The sequence below is a fragment of the Chryseobacterium tongliaonense genome (assembly GCF_041224435.1).
Classification (GTDB): domain Bacteria; phylum Bacteroidota; class Bacteroidia; order Flavobacteriales; family Weeksellaceae; genus Chryseobacterium; species Chryseobacterium tongliaoense.
The window spans coordinates 326,238-342,604 of the sequence record NZ_JBGFFD010000002.1; the positions used below are offsets into that span (position 1 = coordinate 326,238).

Annotated in this window: 17 protein-coding genes and 1 tRNA gene; 3 read left to right on the plus strand and 15 right to left on the minus strand. The window is 36.7% G+C overall.

Annotated elements, in window-relative coordinates:
- Positions 1-197: 197 nt before the first annotated feature.
- The 8 genes from AB8P06_RS05680 to holA all read right to left on the minus strand — a co-directional run bounded on the left by AB8P06_RS05680 (position 198) and on the right by holA (position 9,990).
- The gene (locus AB8P06_RS05680) at positions 198-3,203 is read right to left on the minus strand and encodes a LamG-like jellyroll fold domain-containing protein (RefSeq protein ID WP_369839092.1); all 3,006 of its coding nucleotides are present in this window, start codon (positions 3,201-3,203) and stop codon (positions 198-200) included.
- Positions 3,204-3,668: 465 nt separating this feature from the next.
- Positions 3,669-4,583 (minus strand): helix-turn-helix domain-containing protein, encoded by a 915-nt coding sequence (locus tag AB8P06_RS05685; protein ID WP_369839095.1) that lies wholly within the window; start codon positions 4,581-4,583, stop codon positions 3,669-3,671.
- A gap of 18 nt (positions 4,584-4,601) precedes the next feature.
- On the minus strand, positions 4,602-5,339 hold the full coding sequence (locus AB8P06_RS05690) for an SDR family oxidoreductase (RefSeq protein WP_369839098.1): 738 nt from the start codon (positions 5,337-5,339) through the stop codon (positions 4,602-4,604).
- Between the two features lie 12 nt (positions 5,340-5,351).
- Positions 5,352-6,329 (minus strand): aldo/keto reductase, encoded by a 978-nt coding sequence (locus tag AB8P06_RS05695; protein ID WP_369839101.1) that lies wholly within the window; start codon positions 6,327-6,329, stop codon positions 5,352-5,354.
- A gap of 125 nt (positions 6,330-6,454) precedes the next feature.
- Complete coding sequence (locus AB8P06_RS05700; RefSeq protein WP_369839104.1) at positions 6,455-6,613, minus strand: aldo/keto reductase; 159 nt, start codon at positions 6,611-6,613, stop codon at positions 6,455-6,457.
- A gap of 361 nt (positions 6,614-6,974) precedes the next feature.
- Positions 6,975-7,062 (minus strand) — tRNA-Ser (locus tag AB8P06_RS05705).
- Between the two features lie 655 nt (positions 7,063-7,717).
- Positions 7,718-8,659 (minus strand): thioredoxin-disulfide reductase, encoded by a 942-nt coding sequence (trxB, locus tag AB8P06_RS05710; RefSeq protein ID WP_369839106.1) that lies wholly within the window; start codon positions 8,657-8,659, stop codon positions 7,718-7,720.
- Between the two features lie 293 nt (positions 8,660-8,952).
- The gene (gene holA / locus AB8P06_RS05715; protein WP_369839110.1) at positions 8,953-9,990 is read right to left on the minus strand and encodes a DNA polymerase III subunit delta; all 1,038 of its coding nucleotides are present in this window, start codon (positions 9,988-9,990) and stop codon (positions 8,953-8,955) included.
- A gap of 7 nt (positions 9,991-9,997) precedes the next feature.
- Here holA and AB8P06_RS05720 point away from each other — a divergent pair, with 7 nt between their 5' ends.
- Positions 9,998-10,426 carry a type I restriction enzyme HsdR N-terminal domain-containing protein gene (locus AB8P06_RS05720; protein ID WP_369839112.1) on the plus strand — a complete coding sequence of 143 codons (429 nt, stop codon included), beginning with the start codon at positions 9,998-10,000 and terminating at the stop codon, positions 10,424-10,426.
- Between the two features lie 24 nt (positions 10,427-10,450).
- Here AB8P06_RS05720 and AB8P06_RS05725 read toward each other — a convergent pair whose 3' ends face one another.
- Together AB8P06_RS05725 and AB8P06_RS05730 are read right to left on the minus strand one after the other, a co-directional pair.
- Positions 10,451-11,212 (minus strand): hypothetical protein, encoded by a 762-nt coding sequence (locus AB8P06_RS05725; RefSeq protein WP_369839114.1) that lies wholly within the window; start codon positions 11,210-11,212, stop codon positions 10,451-10,453.
- Between the two features lie 6 nt (positions 11,213-11,218).
- A complete protein-coding gene (locus AB8P06_RS05730) occupies positions 11,219-11,716 on the minus strand; it encodes a MarR family winged helix-turn-helix transcriptional regulator (RefSeq protein ID WP_369839116.1) in 498 nt (165 codons plus the stop codon).
- 243 nt (positions 11,717-11,959) lie between these two features.
- On the opposite strand from AB8P06_RS05730, the gene AB8P06_RS05735 reads away from it, so the two are divergent.
- Together AB8P06_RS05735 and AB8P06_RS05740 are read left to right on the plus strand one after the other, a co-directional pair.
- Positions 11,960-12,574 carry an HAD family hydrolase gene (locus AB8P06_RS05735; RefSeq protein ID WP_369839119.1) on the plus strand — a complete coding sequence of 205 codons (615 nt, stop codon included), beginning with the start codon at positions 11,960-11,962 and terminating at the stop codon, positions 12,572-12,574.
- A 162-nt stretch (positions 12,575-12,736) separates the two neighbouring features.
- The gene (locus AB8P06_RS05740; RefSeq protein ID WP_369839122.1) at positions 12,737-13,483 is read left to right on the plus strand and encodes a dienelactone hydrolase family protein; all 747 of its coding nucleotides are present in this window, start codon (positions 12,737-12,739) and stop codon (positions 13,481-13,483) included.
- 92 nt (positions 13,484-13,575) lie between these two features.
- Here AB8P06_RS05740 and AB8P06_RS05745 read toward each other — a convergent pair whose 3' ends face one another.
- The 5 genes from AB8P06_RS05745 to AB8P06_RS05765 all read right to left on the minus strand — a co-directional run bounded on the left by AB8P06_RS05745 (position 13,576) and on the right by AB8P06_RS05765 (position 16,317).
- A complete protein-coding gene (locus AB8P06_RS05745; protein WP_369839125.1) occupies positions 13,576-13,947 on the minus strand; it encodes a cupin domain-containing protein in 372 nt (123 codons plus the stop codon).
- On the minus strand, positions 13,944-14,474 hold the full coding sequence (locus AB8P06_RS05750; RefSeq protein ID WP_369839128.1) for a GNAT family N-acetyltransferase: 531 nt from the start codon (positions 14,472-14,474) through the stop codon (positions 13,944-13,946). The genes AB8P06_RS05745 and AB8P06_RS05750 overlap by 4 nt, the downstream gene beginning before the upstream one ends.
- A 3-nt stretch (positions 14,475-14,477) precedes the next feature.
- Complete coding sequence (locus tag AB8P06_RS05755; RefSeq protein WP_369839130.1) at positions 14,478-15,083, minus strand: DUF2911 domain-containing protein; 606 nt, start codon at positions 15,081-15,083, stop codon at positions 14,478-14,480.
- 29 nt (positions 15,084-15,112) lie between these two features.
- The gene (locus tag AB8P06_RS05760) at positions 15,113-15,625 is read right to left on the minus strand and encodes a methylated-DNA--[protein]-cysteine S-methyltransferase (protein ID WP_369839133.1); all 513 of its coding nucleotides are present in this window, start codon (positions 15,623-15,625) and stop codon (positions 15,113-15,115) included.
- Between the two features lie 140 nt (positions 15,626-15,765).
- Positions 15,766-16,317, minus strand: a complete 552-nt coding sequence (locus AB8P06_RS05765; RefSeq protein WP_369839136.1) for a DinB family protein — start codon at positions 16,315-16,317, stop codon at positions 15,766-15,768.
- Between the last annotated feature and the right edge of the window lie 50 nt (positions 16,318-16,367).

The window sequence follows — 16,367 nt, forward strand, 5'->3', positions numbered from 1 at the left end:
ATTTCATTTTCATAAAAATATACATTTTAGGAACCGACGGTATCCTGCTCTTTCATGTTGATTAATTTTGCGCAATCGATTGCTGAATATTTCGGTTTTTCAAATTTACAGATTCAATATTTGAATGTCATCAACTTAAATACAGAATCATTACTTTATTTCTCAAATCATATTACATTTATTATCCCGAACTCAGGCTATTTAATAATAATTTTAAAATTGCTATTCAGATTTTCTCCTGAAACATTGAGTATATAATTTCCTGAGGCGTTTTTGTCTGTGATATTTAATTTAAAGTTTCCACTTCCATCAGTATTAATTTTTTCCCTGACAACAATTTTTCCTGTCAGATCAAGTAATGTCGCAATCAGGCTGGATTTTTTATAATCAGGAAGCTTAATGAAAATTTGGTCTTTGACAGGATTTGGATATACTGTTCCAACATTTTTGCTTATACTAAACTCATCATTGCTCAATACTGCCTCATTGTACAAAGCATATACTTCCGATGGAGATAAAGCATAATTGTACATCTGCAGTTCGTCGAATGCGCCTTTATAAGGAGCCGGAGCATTAGTAGCTGCTAAAAATTCAAGCTCACCAATATTCCCGATGATCAAATCACTTGCTTCACCAATACCTGTAACCGCCGTTTCGTCTCCTTCAGTGCTTAAAACACCGTTGGTGTAAATTCTCATTTTATGAGCAGCAATATCTCTCTGAATCACAACATGCACCCAGTTATTGGTAAAATAATTGGCAACGGGTGATGTGATTTCCTTTTTCGTAATATCATCATCAATAGCGTATCGAAGCTGCCCGCCTTTAATCTCAACATTAAAACGTTTACCGGTGGCTCCGGTTGTAATATTTTTAGTAAAAGAACCTTTACACAATACATAAAGACTTGTAGCCGAAGACGAGGGTATCATGCTTGTCGGAGCTTTCATCCAAAAAGAAACGCTAAAAGAATGATTATCAAATGATATCTGATTCTGATGAGGAATACTCGCTATGTACATATTACCCGGTGAAGTTGCCAGGTCGAGGGCGTTATTTTCTTTTCCGGGCACTCTTACACTGGCATTATCGTAGGTTACATCTAATATTCCATGATTAGCAAAAGACGTTACATCTGCAATTTGTGCACCTGAGGAAGGAGCTTCTGCAAATGGCCAGTTGCCGACAAGTCCCGACGTCAGTGCACGGAAATCCCATACATCTCCCGTGGTAACACCAAGAGCATTAGAAGCATCGATTCTCCAATAATAATTGGTTGCCGGATTTAAATTATTAAGCTGATATGATGGTGTAGCAGAATAAGGTACGGTAGCAATATTGCTTAAATTTAAAGGATCTGTTCCAAAATAAATTGTATACGCTGTTGTATTTGAACTGCCATTCCATTTTAAAAGCAGGCTTCCATTGTTCAGCTCAACGTTATTATTGCCGGTTGTCGGAATCGGATTACTCGCTTTTACGGGAGCTGATGGAATCGGCGGTGTGATTACTGACGTATTGGATGTGTAAACTGAAGATTCTGAAGCATTTGTTGCTTTAACTCTATAATAATATTGAGTATCAGGCGTTAAACCGGTTTCATTATAACTTGTTGCATTCGCCCCCAAAGTTGCAATGACTGTAAAATTAGTGCCATCAGTAGAACGCTCTACAATATAATGAGTTTCATTCGTAGCATTATCATTCCAATTAACCGTCAAAGAACTTGAAGGTGAAGTTCCTGTAGATGTTACTGCATTCGTGAAATTCACATTTGTTGGCGGAATAATGAAATCCGGAGGAGTTATATTGGGTAAATTGTTAATATAAACTTCAATATTCAGATATGGAGCATGTGTTGTGCTTACTGCCAAAGCATCGAAGACATTTGGATTCAGTCCGTTGGCTGTTTCCCACGCATCCGGCATCCCGTCATTATCCGTATCCAAAGGAGCCGGCGCACCATAAACGTGTCCTGCACCGCCATTGGTAAACCCAAATTGAGCCGTTAAATCAGTTTGCACATACACATAAGTGGCTGTTGTCCCTTTTGACAGTAAATCTGAAATCATTAAACCATCTACCTGATCACGTCTTGGATAAGATGCTCCTGCATTTGCAACAATTTTGTCGTATGCCTGCTGAGCGGTTAATGTCGGGTTTTTCATTGGATAATCGTATGGGCTGGCCATTATTGCTGCCGGATCTCCTACGGGATATCCTGTTAAGTTTTGAGGGACTGCACCTCCATCCAAAATTCCGTTTTTATTATTGTCAAAATAATTTCCGGAACCATATAGATTGAAGTTGGCATTTCCTACGCTGAAAGGAGTGGTAACCGTATTGCTCGTATTTGGACCTCCGATAAAATAATTGTTGATGATATTGGCAAAAGAGCTTCCCGCCGAATCTCCGCCCATAATATATGCTTCTCCGGATTGTGTGTGCCCATATGTATTTCCATAGTTACCCCAGTTGTAAACTACATTATTGACAAACTCATTAATTCCTTTTATTTTATTATTACGGGTTTTATTGCAGATATATAAATTTCCGATCAGACTGATCTTACCTCCCGGCGGCGGTTGCATTAATCCTCCCGCAGAATGATTATGACGGTGCATTCCTTGTCCTATAATAGAATTCTGAATCGTTATATTATCGGGACTTGTTCCGTTATTATCCCAGTTAACAGAAAATACCTCATCTGTTCCCCAGGTGAAAGTCATGTGATCCAAAATAATATTAGCTCCGTTGGCTATTCCTGAGGCGTCCTGATTTTGAGATGTTCCGCCATAACGGATACGAAGATACCGGGCAATCGTGTTATTGGCTCCGGTAAATGAAACTCTGGGACCTAAAAATACGATCCCTTCTCCGGGCGCTGTTTGTCCGGCAATTGTGGTATTAGCGGCCACAGCAACAACCGATTGTAAATTAACAATACCGCCCACTTTAAATATCACAAAACGCCCCGGCTGGCTTACTGCATCACGGAATGAACCGGGACCGCTGTCATTTAAATTGGTAACCAGATAAATCTGAGGATTTGCAGCACCTCTTGCTCCCGTAGTATATCTTCCAAAACCGGTAGCTTCCGGAAATGCCAATGTCTGGGCACTAAAATCAACAGTGGATAATGCTAATCCACAAAACAGTAAAGATTTAAGGGTTGACTTAAACAGTAGAGATTTATTTTTCATAAATATAATTTTGTGTTAACTAATCTATCCACAAAACCAGTAATGAGCATCCTGCCCCGTCCTGCCGATCTCTATATCAGGTAATTATAAAAAACATTACTTTCTGCATTTAGTTATTTAAAACTGATACGTCCAAAATAATCAAGATTCTCCATTACTGTTTCTTATTGGACATTACTACCTACTAAAACATCAGCAAAAAAGCTTCATACCTATAATTTTGCCATAAATGAAAGGGCGGCATCGTGTATATTTTTGTGGAACTAAATGATGAAGTCTGTTCTAGAATAAAATATGGACTCAGTACTTTTAAGCCTCAACTGTTGTCAGGCGTTTTTAGCCGTTATTGCTAATGATTTTGGAGAAACTTTTGCATTATTTATTGCCTTAGAATCTGATGACTAAAAGGAATAGAATCTGTTTCCAATCTTCGTTTTGGAGAGCAGAAAGAACAGCTAAGTATTTCTATTTGAATGAGTTTCTGAACTCCAAAGGCGAAACGTTTGTCTTTGTTTTGAAAAGCTTGCTGAATGATTGTGAATGTTCAAAACCCAATTCGTAAGCAATTTCTGAAACGGAAAGATTTGTCGTTGATAGTTTCTCTTTAGCCTTTTCTATGATTGTGTTCTGAATATATTGTTGTGTATTCAGCCCTGTCAGTGAACCCAACATATCACTCAAATAGCGTTGCGACAGCTTTAATTCCATGCTGATATATTTCACGGACGGCAGACCATCTCTCAAGCTGTTTTCTTCTTTAAAATAATTGTCTAAAAGTTTGTCCAAAGAAGCTATGATATCATGATTGACCGCTTTTCTTGTGATGAATTGGCGATTATAAAAACGATTACTGTAATTAAGCAGCAATTCTATTTGTGATACCAGAACATCCTGGCTGAAACTGTCAATATTGTTGGCTAACTCGTTGGCTATTGTCGTAAATAAATTGGCTGTAATTTCTTTTTCTTTTGCCGACAAAAACAAGGCTTCTGAAATATCATAAGTGAAAAAACCATATTTATGTATCGTATTTGCCAATGAATAATTTCGTAAAAAGTCAGAATGAAAATACAAAGCAAAACCTTCGTAGTTTTCTACATCTTCCGGCGAAAAAACGATTTGTTTAGGTTTCAAAAATGCTAATCCGCCTTCTTCGAAATCGTAATGTCCTTGTCCGTATTTTATTTGACCCTTGAATGTAGGCTTAAAGGAAATTTTATAAAAATCAAGACTTATTTTTTGTCCTTTTGGAAACTTTTCAATCGAAACCTCATTATAATCAACCAATCCAACCAATGGGTGCAAAGGTGCAGGAAGTTCCAGTTCCCGCATAAGTTGAGATATGCTCTTAATGTGCTTTATATTAGATTGTCGTTCCATTTTATATTACGAATTTAATCAATTTTGTTTTGACGGACGAATAATGATGTCGCCAATCTCTACATCGGCTGGCTGGCTTATTGCATAAATCACTGCATTAGCAATAGCAATTGGATTTATAGCAATTTGTTCCATCTCATTTTGGATAGTTGCTTTCATTTCTTCATTTTTTAGGTTGTTCGCAAAATCTGTTTTCACAAATCCGGGCGAAATGCCCGTAATACGTATGTTTCCGTTTGACTCCTGACGAAATGCTTCTGCAATAGTACGAATGGCATTTTTAGTTCCGGCATAAACCCCTTGCATTGGAACAATCTTTATTCCTGCAGTAGAAATGATATTGATGATATGTCCTGATTGTTGCTGTTTGAAAATAGGAATTGCAGCAGCCATTCCATACAAAACACCCTTGAGGTTAATGTCAATCATTTCTTCCCAACCATCAACATCCACTTCATCAATGCGACTTAATTGACTGACACCTGCGTTGTTTACAATTACATCTAATTTCCCGTAATGTTCAACTGCTGTATTTACGAACCGCACTAAATCGGCTTTGTTTTTCACATCAATTTTAGTAAAGGTGGCTTCGCCACCTTTACTTTTAATTTCTTCAACAAGTTGTTGCAATTGTTCTGTCCGCCTTGCACCCAAAACAACCTTTGCACCGTTTTCTGCTAATTCTATTGCAATGGCTTTCCCCATTCCGCTGCTTGCACCTGTCACGGCGACAACTTTTCCTTTAATATTCTGCATTGTTGCCGGTTTTTATCTGTCAATCTGTTTTTCTAAAAATTCAGGATAGCGGTCGCCTACGAGTGTAATTCCATTGACTGTTGTGTCAATTTTTGCAAGTTCATCGGTTGTTAATACTACATTTGTACTGTCAATATTTTCCTCTAGTCTATGTAATTTTGTAGTCCCGGGAATTGGTGCTATCCAGGGCTTTTGAGCTAATAGCCAAGCCAATGCTAATTGTCCGGTCGTCACATTTTTTTGTTGAGCAATCTCAGAAAGCGCGTCCACTAAAACCAGATTGGCCTTTATGTTTTCTTCTGTGAAACGAGGAATAATATTTCTACGGTCGATATCCTCTAATTTTTTGTTTATGATGCCTGTGAGGAAGCCTTTGCCCAAAGGACTGAACGGAACGAAACCAATTCCTAACTCTTCTAAAGCGGGTATGATTTCATTTTCCGGTTCACGCCAAAATAAAGAATATTCGCTTTGCAATGCTGATACAGGTTGAATGGAATGTGCTTTTCGAATTGTTTTAGCACTTGCTTCCGATAAACCGAAGTATTTTACTTTGCCTTCCTGTATCAGATCTTTTACTGTTCCTGCAACATCTTCTATCGGAACATTCGGATCAACTCTGTGCTGATAAAGCAGATCAATGTAATCTGTTTTTAATCTCTTTAAAGATGCTTCGGTTACTGCCCTGATCGTTTCTGGTCTGCTGTCTAAACCAACTGCCGGTCTGGCATCTTTACAGCCGAATTTTGTAGCGATCACTACATCTTTTCTATAAGGCTGAAGTGCTTCGCCAACAAGTTCTTCGTTGGTATAAGGCCCGTAAGCTTCTGCGGTGTCAAAAAACGTGATCCCTCTTTCAACTGCGTTGTGTAGTAGTGTTATGGCATCTGTTTTATCAAGACCTTTGCCATCCAAAAAGTTTAAACCCATACAGCCAAAGCCCAATGCTGAAACCTCTAATCCGCTATTTCCTAATTTTCTTTTTTGCATAATTTCTTTTTTTAATTATTGTAAAACTGACTTAAATTTCAAGTACAAAATTCTTAATTGCCGTCCGATGAAATGTATCTGAATTGGTATTTGTTGTAGTCAAATTTTCAAACGTTTTTTACACATTATAAATTAGTCCACTGCCTTTTATCTAACGATTTGATAGCCGTCATCTCATCGGAAGACAACTCAAAATCAAATGCATTGAAATTTTCATTTATCCTTTTCATATTCGCTGATTTTGGAATAACCACGACATTTTTTTGAATTAGCCATCTCAGCACTACTTGGGCAATGCAGAGAGAAAACGATTTAGGGGTACAATATCATTTAATGGAATTTAGATACTGCCAAATCTTAGCAGAACCCGGATACAAAAGCAAGGAAATTTCTTTATGGAAAGTCCGATCATCCTTTTAGCGGTGATCATCTGGTTCTTTAATATTTCCAACTCAATTGTACAGCATCGATATATGAAATTCTGTGGCATTTTTTAAATTTCTAATATTGCCACGATTTTGCCACAAACTTGTGAAGTGTTATTGAAAACTTAGTAATTCATATAAAACAAAAAAATCCTGCAAAATCAATGTTTTGCAGGATTTACCTATTTTTAGTGCTTTTTAAAAACTTTAAAATTGCACCTGGCGGAGAGTGAGGGATTCGAACCCCCGGACCTGTTACAGTCAACAGTTTTCAAGACTGCCGCAATCGACCACTCTGCCAACTCTCCCTGAACTCCGGCTATGCCTTCGTTTTCAGTGGTTCAAATATAAAGCGTTTTTTAATTTCAGCAAAATATTTATCCTAGAAATTTTAACAAAACTTAATAATACACTAGAAATCAATCCGATTATTTCATACAGAATTTTAACTTATATCGATTCTGACCTGAGTACAAAAGGTATTTTTATATCGCAAAACAAAGAATATATAATTTTTTGATTTTTAAAGTTAAACAATGCCCCTTCGCTTATTTATGAAACACAAATATCTTAACTGGTTTTATTTTGATAAGCGAAGCGGCTTTGCTTAGCCTGAATATCCATCTATCGGAAAATTCCTTGTCTACCATTGTGATAAATAAATAAAAATATATAAAACAGTTTCGGCTAAAGCCTGATTGATTTTTTTATCTCTTTAAACGGGCTAAAGCCCGTTCGAATTGAATTAAGTTCAGTTATGTTTTTATACAGCAGACTTAAAAATCTTTAGATCTCTCCTTAATTAGCTTATCTCCTTCATGTATCTTAATGGTTCAAAAAATTATTTGAAAAATCTACGAGAACTTTTTTCTCACAGATTTATCTGATTGAACTGATTTTTTATCATTGAAAAATAAAAAAGCGTACCCGGAAGTACGCTTCATATCAATTTTGATTTGCTTATTAATGTAATTCAGCAAGGTATTTCTCTGCATCCATAGCTGACATACAACCGCTTCCTGCTGCTGTAATTGCCTGTCTGTAAATATGATCCTGAACATCACCCGCCGCAAAAACTCCCGGAAGATTCGTTCTTGAAGATCCTTTCTCTGTCAGGATATATCCGTTTTCATCCAAATCTATCTGGCCAACGAAGATATCGGTATTCGGCTTATGACCGATGGCAATAAAGATTCCGTCAACATCAATGGTAGAAGTTTCCTGAGTCTGGTTATTGATTACCACAGCTCTCTCCACAAGGCTGTTCTCTCCTTCAATACCGATTAATTCATGATGAAATCTCACTTCAATATTCGGTGTGTTGTCTACTCTGTGGATCATCGCTTTTGAAGCTCTGAACACATCTTTTCTTACCAGCATGGTTACCTTTCTGCATAGTTTAGCAAGATAAGTAGCTTCTTCTGCGGCCGTATCTCCTGCTCCAACTACCACAACATCTTTTCCTTTATAGAAAAATCCGTCACAGGTAGCACAGGCAGATACTCCTCCACCTGCATATTTTTTCTCATCATCAAGGCCTAAGTATTTTGCCGTAGCACCGGTGGAAATAATAACTGTTTTAACCAGAATTTCTTTATTTCCTGCATATAGCTTGTGAACTCCACCCACTTCTTTGGAAAGCTCAACTTTAGTGATCATTTCGTAATGAACTTTAGTATCAAATCTTTCTGCCTGCTTCTGCAAATCCATCATCATTTCCGGACCTGTAATACCGGCCGGATATCCTGGAAAATTGTCAACCTCAGTGGTTGTAGTTAATTGTCCGCCCGGCTCCAAACCTGTATACAATTCAGGTTTTAAGTCTGCTCTTGCTGCATAAATTGCCGCTGTGAAACCAGAAGGTCCAGATCCTACGATAACACAATCTAAAATGTTTTGCTCCATATTTTGCTTTTCAAAAGATTATAAAATTAACGAGCGCTAATTTCGTAATTTTTAATGTTTTATTAAAGTTATTTTAATGATACTTGTCAATATCGAATATGTGAATTGTCAATTGTTTTTTTGAGGCTAAATTGCGAAAGGGCTGAAAAGCTGAAAGGCGAAATTGTAAAAATTGCAAAATCGTAAAATCGTAGATCATAGATTATGAAACTGTCAATTCGTTTAACTTACCTTTCCCAACTCATAACTCATAACTTATAACTTATAACTTATAACTTATAACTCATAACTTACTAAACCTTCAGCTTAATCTTATCCACATGAATAATCTTGTACACCAGTTCTTTGATCAGTTCGGCTTCGCTCATATTCACGGCTCCCAGACCTTTTCCTTTCATATCAAATTCTCTCAGGATAGAGATCACCCTTGTTGCATGTTTTAAAGGATATAATCTTGCACTTTCAGCGTAATCTTTTATAAAATAAGGATTGATTCCCATTTGGGAAGCGATGGTTTGCGGTGACTGTCCCATCATCGTCTGATACATAATCACATTGGAAAAGTAATTATACAGGCTTGCCAGCATCATTACAAAAGGATTGTTTTTAGGGTTTTTCCCCATAAAATGAGCAATTTTAAATGCTGCATTGGCGTTTTTTGTTCCTAAAGCTTTCTGTAATTCAAAGACATTGTATTCTTTACTGATTCCGATATGGTTTTCAATAATGCTTCCATCGAGAACCTCATCGTTTTTAAGAATGATTTTAAGCTTATTCAGTTCGTTGGCAATTCTTGAAAGGTCGTTTCCAAGGTATTCTGCAAGAAGATGGGAGATATTCGGAGCTGTTTTAATGCTTAATTTGATGCATTCATCAGCAATCCATTTCGGTAGATTATTTTCTTTGATTGATTCGCTCAGAAAAAGGGCTTTTGCCTTATCCAGGGCTTTTGTAACTTTTTTCCTGCTATCCAGCTTTTTATGTTTGTGGGCAAAAATGAGAACTGTAGACGGAACTGGATTTTCCACATAAGCTTCCAGAATCCTGTTTTCTTCTTCATTAAGCTTTAAATCCTGGGCTTCTTTTACAATAATCACCTGCTTGTCGCCCATCATTGGAAACTGCCTCGCCAATGAAAGTATTTCCTGATAAGAAGTATCTTTTCCATAAGCAACAGTCTGGTTGAATGCTTTTTCATCTTCTTCCAGAAACTCATGTTCAAAGGCTTTTACAACAACATCAATAAAGTAAGCTTCTTCTCCGTGGAAAAAATAAATCGGTAAAACTTCTTTATTTTTAATATTTTTGAGGATTAAATCTAATTCTTTCATCTTTATAATGGAACTTCCAAAACTGAACTTTCAGGAAACTTTTGATTTTAAATTCAAGAAAGACAAAGATAAGTTTTTTATTTATGATTTAGTTCGTAAAACTTACCTTTTGCTTACCCCTGAAGAATGGGTACGGCAGCACTGGATACATTATTATCTTACCATAGAATCCTATTCTGTATCGGCTTTAATTACAGAAAAAAAGATTGTTCTGAACGGTTTAACCAAAAGAGTTGACCTGCTGATTACGGAAAAAGCCCAACCTAAAATACTGATCGAATGCAAAGCTCCGCAAATTAAATTAACGGAAAAAACTTTTGAGCAAACTGCAAGATATAACTCCATTATCGGGGCGAAAGAAATTATTTTAACCAATGGTTTGCAGCATATCAATGCATATTTTGAAGACGAACAGTATCAGTTTTATAAGCCGTAAAAATCCAGCATAGGCAAAAAACTTTTATTCATAAATCACATAATTGATCTTATCTACCCCTGTATTTCCAGTTTTAGAATCATAGGCATAAACAATAAGCTCATAATTACCTCCTTCTGCAATCGGCACACTGGTTTCAAATAAATTGGTGGAAACAAAGGACAGGCTGGTTTCGCTTAAATAAGTTCCGTTTCTTTTTAAAATTGCTTTGATTTCAAATTTATCCGGATTCCATACTCCCCCTTTTTCAACAACACAGCCACACATCATCACTACATTGGCCTCAATGGGAAGCTTTTTATCTTTAAGTGATTTCAGCGCCATATATTGGTGGGTACGGGGTTTTAAAATATCGATGATAAAGCCCGGAATTTCCATAATAATTCCATCACCCAGAATATGCTTTCCCGGAATGAGCCAAAGCTCTGTGCTCACGATAGCCTGTGCCTGCTTGTTGTTGAATGGCGAAAGCACCTCAACATTCACAAAGGTAGGTTCGGTAATATCAATTTTAGCTAAAAACTGTGCCGTTCCATCATCCACAATCGAACTCTCCCTTGTTTTGGGCACCTTCATGATCAGATCTGTATTTCCGGTGCTGCCGCTTGTTTTTCCTTCTGCTAAAATCTTATTGTTGATCTTATTTCTGATGATGACATAAGCACCTCCTAAAGAACTGCCGATAAATTTTGCGTCTCTGGCTTTAGCCCTGATAATAATTTGGGTTTCCGTTGCTGAGCAGGCAAAACCACATACAAGAAGAAGGCATAGGAATAAATTTTTCATAATCATTTATTTTGGTAAAATTGTTTTTAAATATTCTTGTTTAAACTTGTAATAAAATGAAGATCGTTCCAGTGCATCGTCAATCCCATCCAGATACTCAAAAATACCCAGGTCTTTATTTATAACCTCGAGAATGGCAGCTTCACAACTATTCCATAACGTTTCAAACTGAGGCATAAGTCGAATGGCTTTGGCTGAAAGTGATACCATTTGCTTTCTTTTGTCAGCTTCGTCATTTTTCACCACTAAATAGCCTTTGCTGTTCATTTTTTTGATTGTAATCACCAGCGAAGGATGTGAATATCCCAAAGAGTTGGCAATATCTGCAATGGATAATTTTTCTTTGTCTTTAAGCAGCATAAAAATAAGATACCAGTTCGGTTCAATATCATAATCCAGCTCTTTATACAACTTTTTAACGCCTTGTGCCATCCTTTCGCTTATTCTTTTCAACCTGGAATCCAATGCTTTGTAGCCAAGTTCTTTTATAAAATCAGAGTTCATTGAAATATTTAATGCTGTAAATATATAAAAAATTAGTGAACTGTATAGTTGGCTATATATTTTTTTTTATTTATTTAAAAAATGATAAGGAAAGAACGGGCTTACAGCATGTTGATAAGCTCACCATCTAATTCCGAATGTTAAATATTTTACAAATCGGGTGTCCGGATGCTTCTAAATAAAAAAGTTTTGTGAATTTTGTGTTATACTAATTTTAAGCAAATTCAATAAGAAAGAATTAATATGGAAATTAAAAACATTGTATTCGATTTTGGCGGCGTTTTAATGGATTGGAATCCGAGATATTTTTTCAAGGATTACTTTAATGATGATGAAAAAATGGAATACTTCCTTACCCATATTGCACAACAGGAATGGAATGAGGAGCAGGACCGTGGAAGAAGTCTTGCTGAAGGAACGGAAGTTCAGGTTAAAAAATTCCCCGAATGGGAAAAAGAAATCAGGGCGTATTATGATAACTGGACGGTCATGTTAAAAAGTGACATCCCTCACAATGTTGAAGTTCTAAAGAAATTGGGTAAAACCGGATATCAATTATACGGTTTAACAAACTGGTCGGAGGAAACATTTCCGTACGCTTTGGAAAATTATGACTTCTTCCAGCTCTTTAATGGAAAAATAGTTGTTTCGGGAACAGAAAAACTGATCAAACCGGATCCGAAAATCTGGCATGTTTTATTGGAAAGATATGATCTCCAGGCCAATGAATCTGTTTTCATTGATGACAATCCAAAAAATATTGAAATGGCACAGTCATTAGGTTTCAATACAGTTCATATCACTCCGGATACAAATTTAGAAGAAGAGCTCAATAGTTTAGGGGTGAAATTTAAATAGACGTTTATTAACAAAATTCTATTAATCCGCATTATAAGTTATTTTTATTTAATTTAGATGAGGATTTTTATTGATCCTATGCAGAGAAAAACAGAAATAATAAATTATTATCATCGATTTTCTTGCGTAATACCTGTTTAATGATCTACAAAATTACAAAATATGATACGTTCAATCTTATTCACTGCTTTATTGATGACCTCAGGCGCTTTATTCAGTCAAAAACTCTCAACAGTTTCCTATCAGGACGGTTCTCAGAAATTAAACGGCCTTGTAACTTCCAATGCCGGAAAAAAACTTCCGGGAGTTTTGATTCTTCCCGCCTGGAAAGGGATAGATGACGAAGCTAAAATTGCTGCCGCTGAGCTTGAAAAACAGGGTTATATTGCCTTCATTGCCGATATTTACGGAGAAGGAAATATTCCTGCCGACAATACTGCTGCAGCAAAAACTTCAGGTTATTACAAACAGAATTATGAAGCTTACCAGAAACGCATTGCATTAGCCCTTGAACAGCTTAAGAAAAGCGGGGCCATACCGTCAAAAATTGCTGTTATAGGGTATTGTTTCGGTGGTACCGGAGCTTTAGAATCAGCAAGAGGAAATTTGCCTGTAGCAGGTGTTGTTTCTATTCATGGAAGCCTTACAAAGGATCAGACCAGAAAAAACGGAAACATCACATCTAAAATCTTAGTTGAAAATCCGGCTGATGATCAGGGAGTGACCCAACAGGATTATGACAACCTTATCAAAGAGATGAATGAAGGAAAGGCAGACTGGCAGATTATTACTTACGCGCATTCAAAACACACGTTCACAGATCCGAAATCGCCGGATTATAATGAAGTAATGGCAAAGAGAGCCTGGAACCATACGTTGATGTTTTTAAAGGAAGTTTTAAATAATTAATATAACAATCTCACAGTGTAACCCGTGTAACAATTTTGAAATCATTCAGAAAATCATTGGTACACTGTTAGATTATCAGATTGGTACATTGCTTAGTCTACACCCTCTTCTTCCCTGTGCACAAGCTCTATTGAAAATGCAGGAAGACAGATGGCAATGTATTCACAAGGCTCTGAATAAGGATTGCTGTACCGAACTCTTGCCCCTTTTTCAATAAGAATGCTCTGGCCTTTTTCTAAAACAACTATTTCACCATCAATCTCAAATTGCTTTTTTCCTGAGACAATGATGGTAAATTCATCGAATTCAGGCGTCTGATGGGGTTCACTCCATTCCGGAGGTGCCACCATATGGGCGATGGAGATATTTGGATTCTGGGTTGAGTTTCCCCAATGCTCTTCAATTAATTTTCCATCTGTAGTAGGAACAACAAATGGAGATTTCTGAATTTTATATTTTTTCATTTCTGCCAGTTTTCTTTTGTTATTTCATATACAAAATTAGTTCTCGTAGGCTCTCCGAAATAAGCAACCTCTTCTTCGGCAATTTTCTGTCCGCCAAGCCTTTCCAAAGCGATTTGCGAACGAAAATTTTCTTTTCCGATATGGAAATGAACCTTATCTACAAATCCGAAGATATAATCCAGCATAAGCTGTTTGATCTGCGGATTAATTCCTTTTCCCCAGGATTTTGTCCCGTAAAAAGTGTACCCTATAAAAATACTGTTGTTCTTTTCATTAAAATCATAATAACGGCTGCTTCCCAGCACATCCCCGGAAGCTTTATCCATTATTTTAAAAGCTCCTTTACTTTCAATGGCTCCTTTGAAAAAGTTTTCAAAGACTTCTCTTTTATAGCGGTCTTTATTGGGATGCTGCTTCCAAACTTCAGGATCAGAAGCCACTTCGTATAAAGACTCAAAATCCCCTTGCTGTAAGGGGATTAATTGATATTCCCGGTTTTCTAAAACCGGTTGGATAGAAAAATTCATTTCTTAGCTTTTTGTTTTTGCAGCGTCAGATTCTATTTTCTTGATTTCTTTCAGCTTATCGGAAATTTTGATAACGGCATCCAGTTTTGCAGGCTTTAAAGCAACTTCCGCCTGAGCCATATCCCATTTGATCACTAAATTCCCTGAGTTTTCGTCAGTAGGGTTTAATGTGATCTCAAACCATTCCTGTTTGTCTGCCAATTTATTAACAGGCACTGTAACGTCTACCACATCCTGTTTAGGATCGTAGGTATAGGCTCCCCATTGCTGGAAATCTTTATTTAAAATTACTTTCCATTCTTTTTCCGTAGGAATGATGAATAAACCGTAAGTACCTGCCTGTACTGTTTTTCCACCGAAGTTAACGGCCTGTCCGAAGGTGATTTTTGTAGATGAATTGGCTCCCGCTCTCCAAACCTGTCCGTAAGGAACCAGTTCTCCGAAGATCTTACGTCCTTTTACGCCCGGTCTTCCGTAATCGATGGAGATTTTAGACATTGAAAACTGCTGTTCTACCTTTTGGCGTGGGCTCAATGCCGGAACGGAATAATCCTGAGCTAAACCAAATACTGAAGCCGATATGCAAAGTGCAAATAGTAACTTTTTCACGTGTAAATTTTTCTTTAAAAATACGAAAATCAAAACAAAATAGCCTTCTCCAATTCCAATAATTTTTGCTTTCTCCAGATTCCGCCGGCATAGCCTACCAGTTCGCCATTTGATCCGATAACACGGTGACAGGGGATTAAAATTGCAATTTTATTAATGCCGTTTGCAGTTCCCACCGCTCTTATTGCTTTGGGATTTCCTAAAAATTCAGACTGCTGTTTATAGGTACGGATCTCTCCCATCGGAATCTCACGCAAAAGCTGCCATACTTTTTCCTGAAACTCAGTTCCGGTAATATATAAAGGGACTTCAAACGTTGTTCTCTTCCCTTCAAAATATTCTTTCAGTTCTTCTTCCAGTTGTCTGAAGTGCTTATTTTCACCCTGCACAATTTCTGCATTCAAAGCTTTTGACAATGAAATAAACTGTTTTTCCATATTCTTCCGGTCGGTGAATTCAAGTAAACAGATTCCTTTATCTACGGCGCAGGCAAACATATCTCCGAGTGGAGTTGATATGGTTTTAAGATGTATGATTTCCATATGTTTTAAATAAAAAAACCTTGTCAGTAAAAAAACTTACAAGGTTTAAATGTATATATTTTTTTATTAACATCCGTAAATTGAGGAAACTCTTCATGATGATCAATAAAAAGGTAAAATAAATAACTTTTATTTTAACCTCAACTTTTTATTTCCAGCACTCTTTTCGCCTGCTCAATATGTCTCAGATTATGATAGATAACAAAACGAAAGGTATCGCCAAGCTTCAGTTTGATAAGTTTTGAAATGCTGATCCCGGTTTTTGTTTTTTCAAGATCAATGGTTTTTGCTCTTTCCAATAAGTCTGACAATTGATTTTGCTGTTCGATAAATGCATTTAAAACATTTTTATCCAATCGGCTGTGAATGGGATTCATTTCTTTAACGGTTTTCATCGTCTTCAGCTTTTCTTTCGGAAGCATCATCTTGGCAAAATAGTTTCCTAAAATCCCCGGCGAAAAAGTGTTTTTTGGTGCTGAATCAGAGATTAAAATTCTTTTTTTAATTTCAGGAATATAAAAATTCCCATAGCGATTAAGATGTTCGAAACATTCCAAAACACTCCAGCTGTTTTCCGAAACCCTGTAATTTAGCTCATTTTCCGACTTATCCAAAAGTGTTTCAGTATATTGAATATTCTGACGAGTGATTTCTTTTAATTCTGAGATTAGCTGTAAGGAAGAAATTTTCATTGATGATTTTTATGCAAATTTCAGGATTGAGTTTTTTTTAAATATTGACT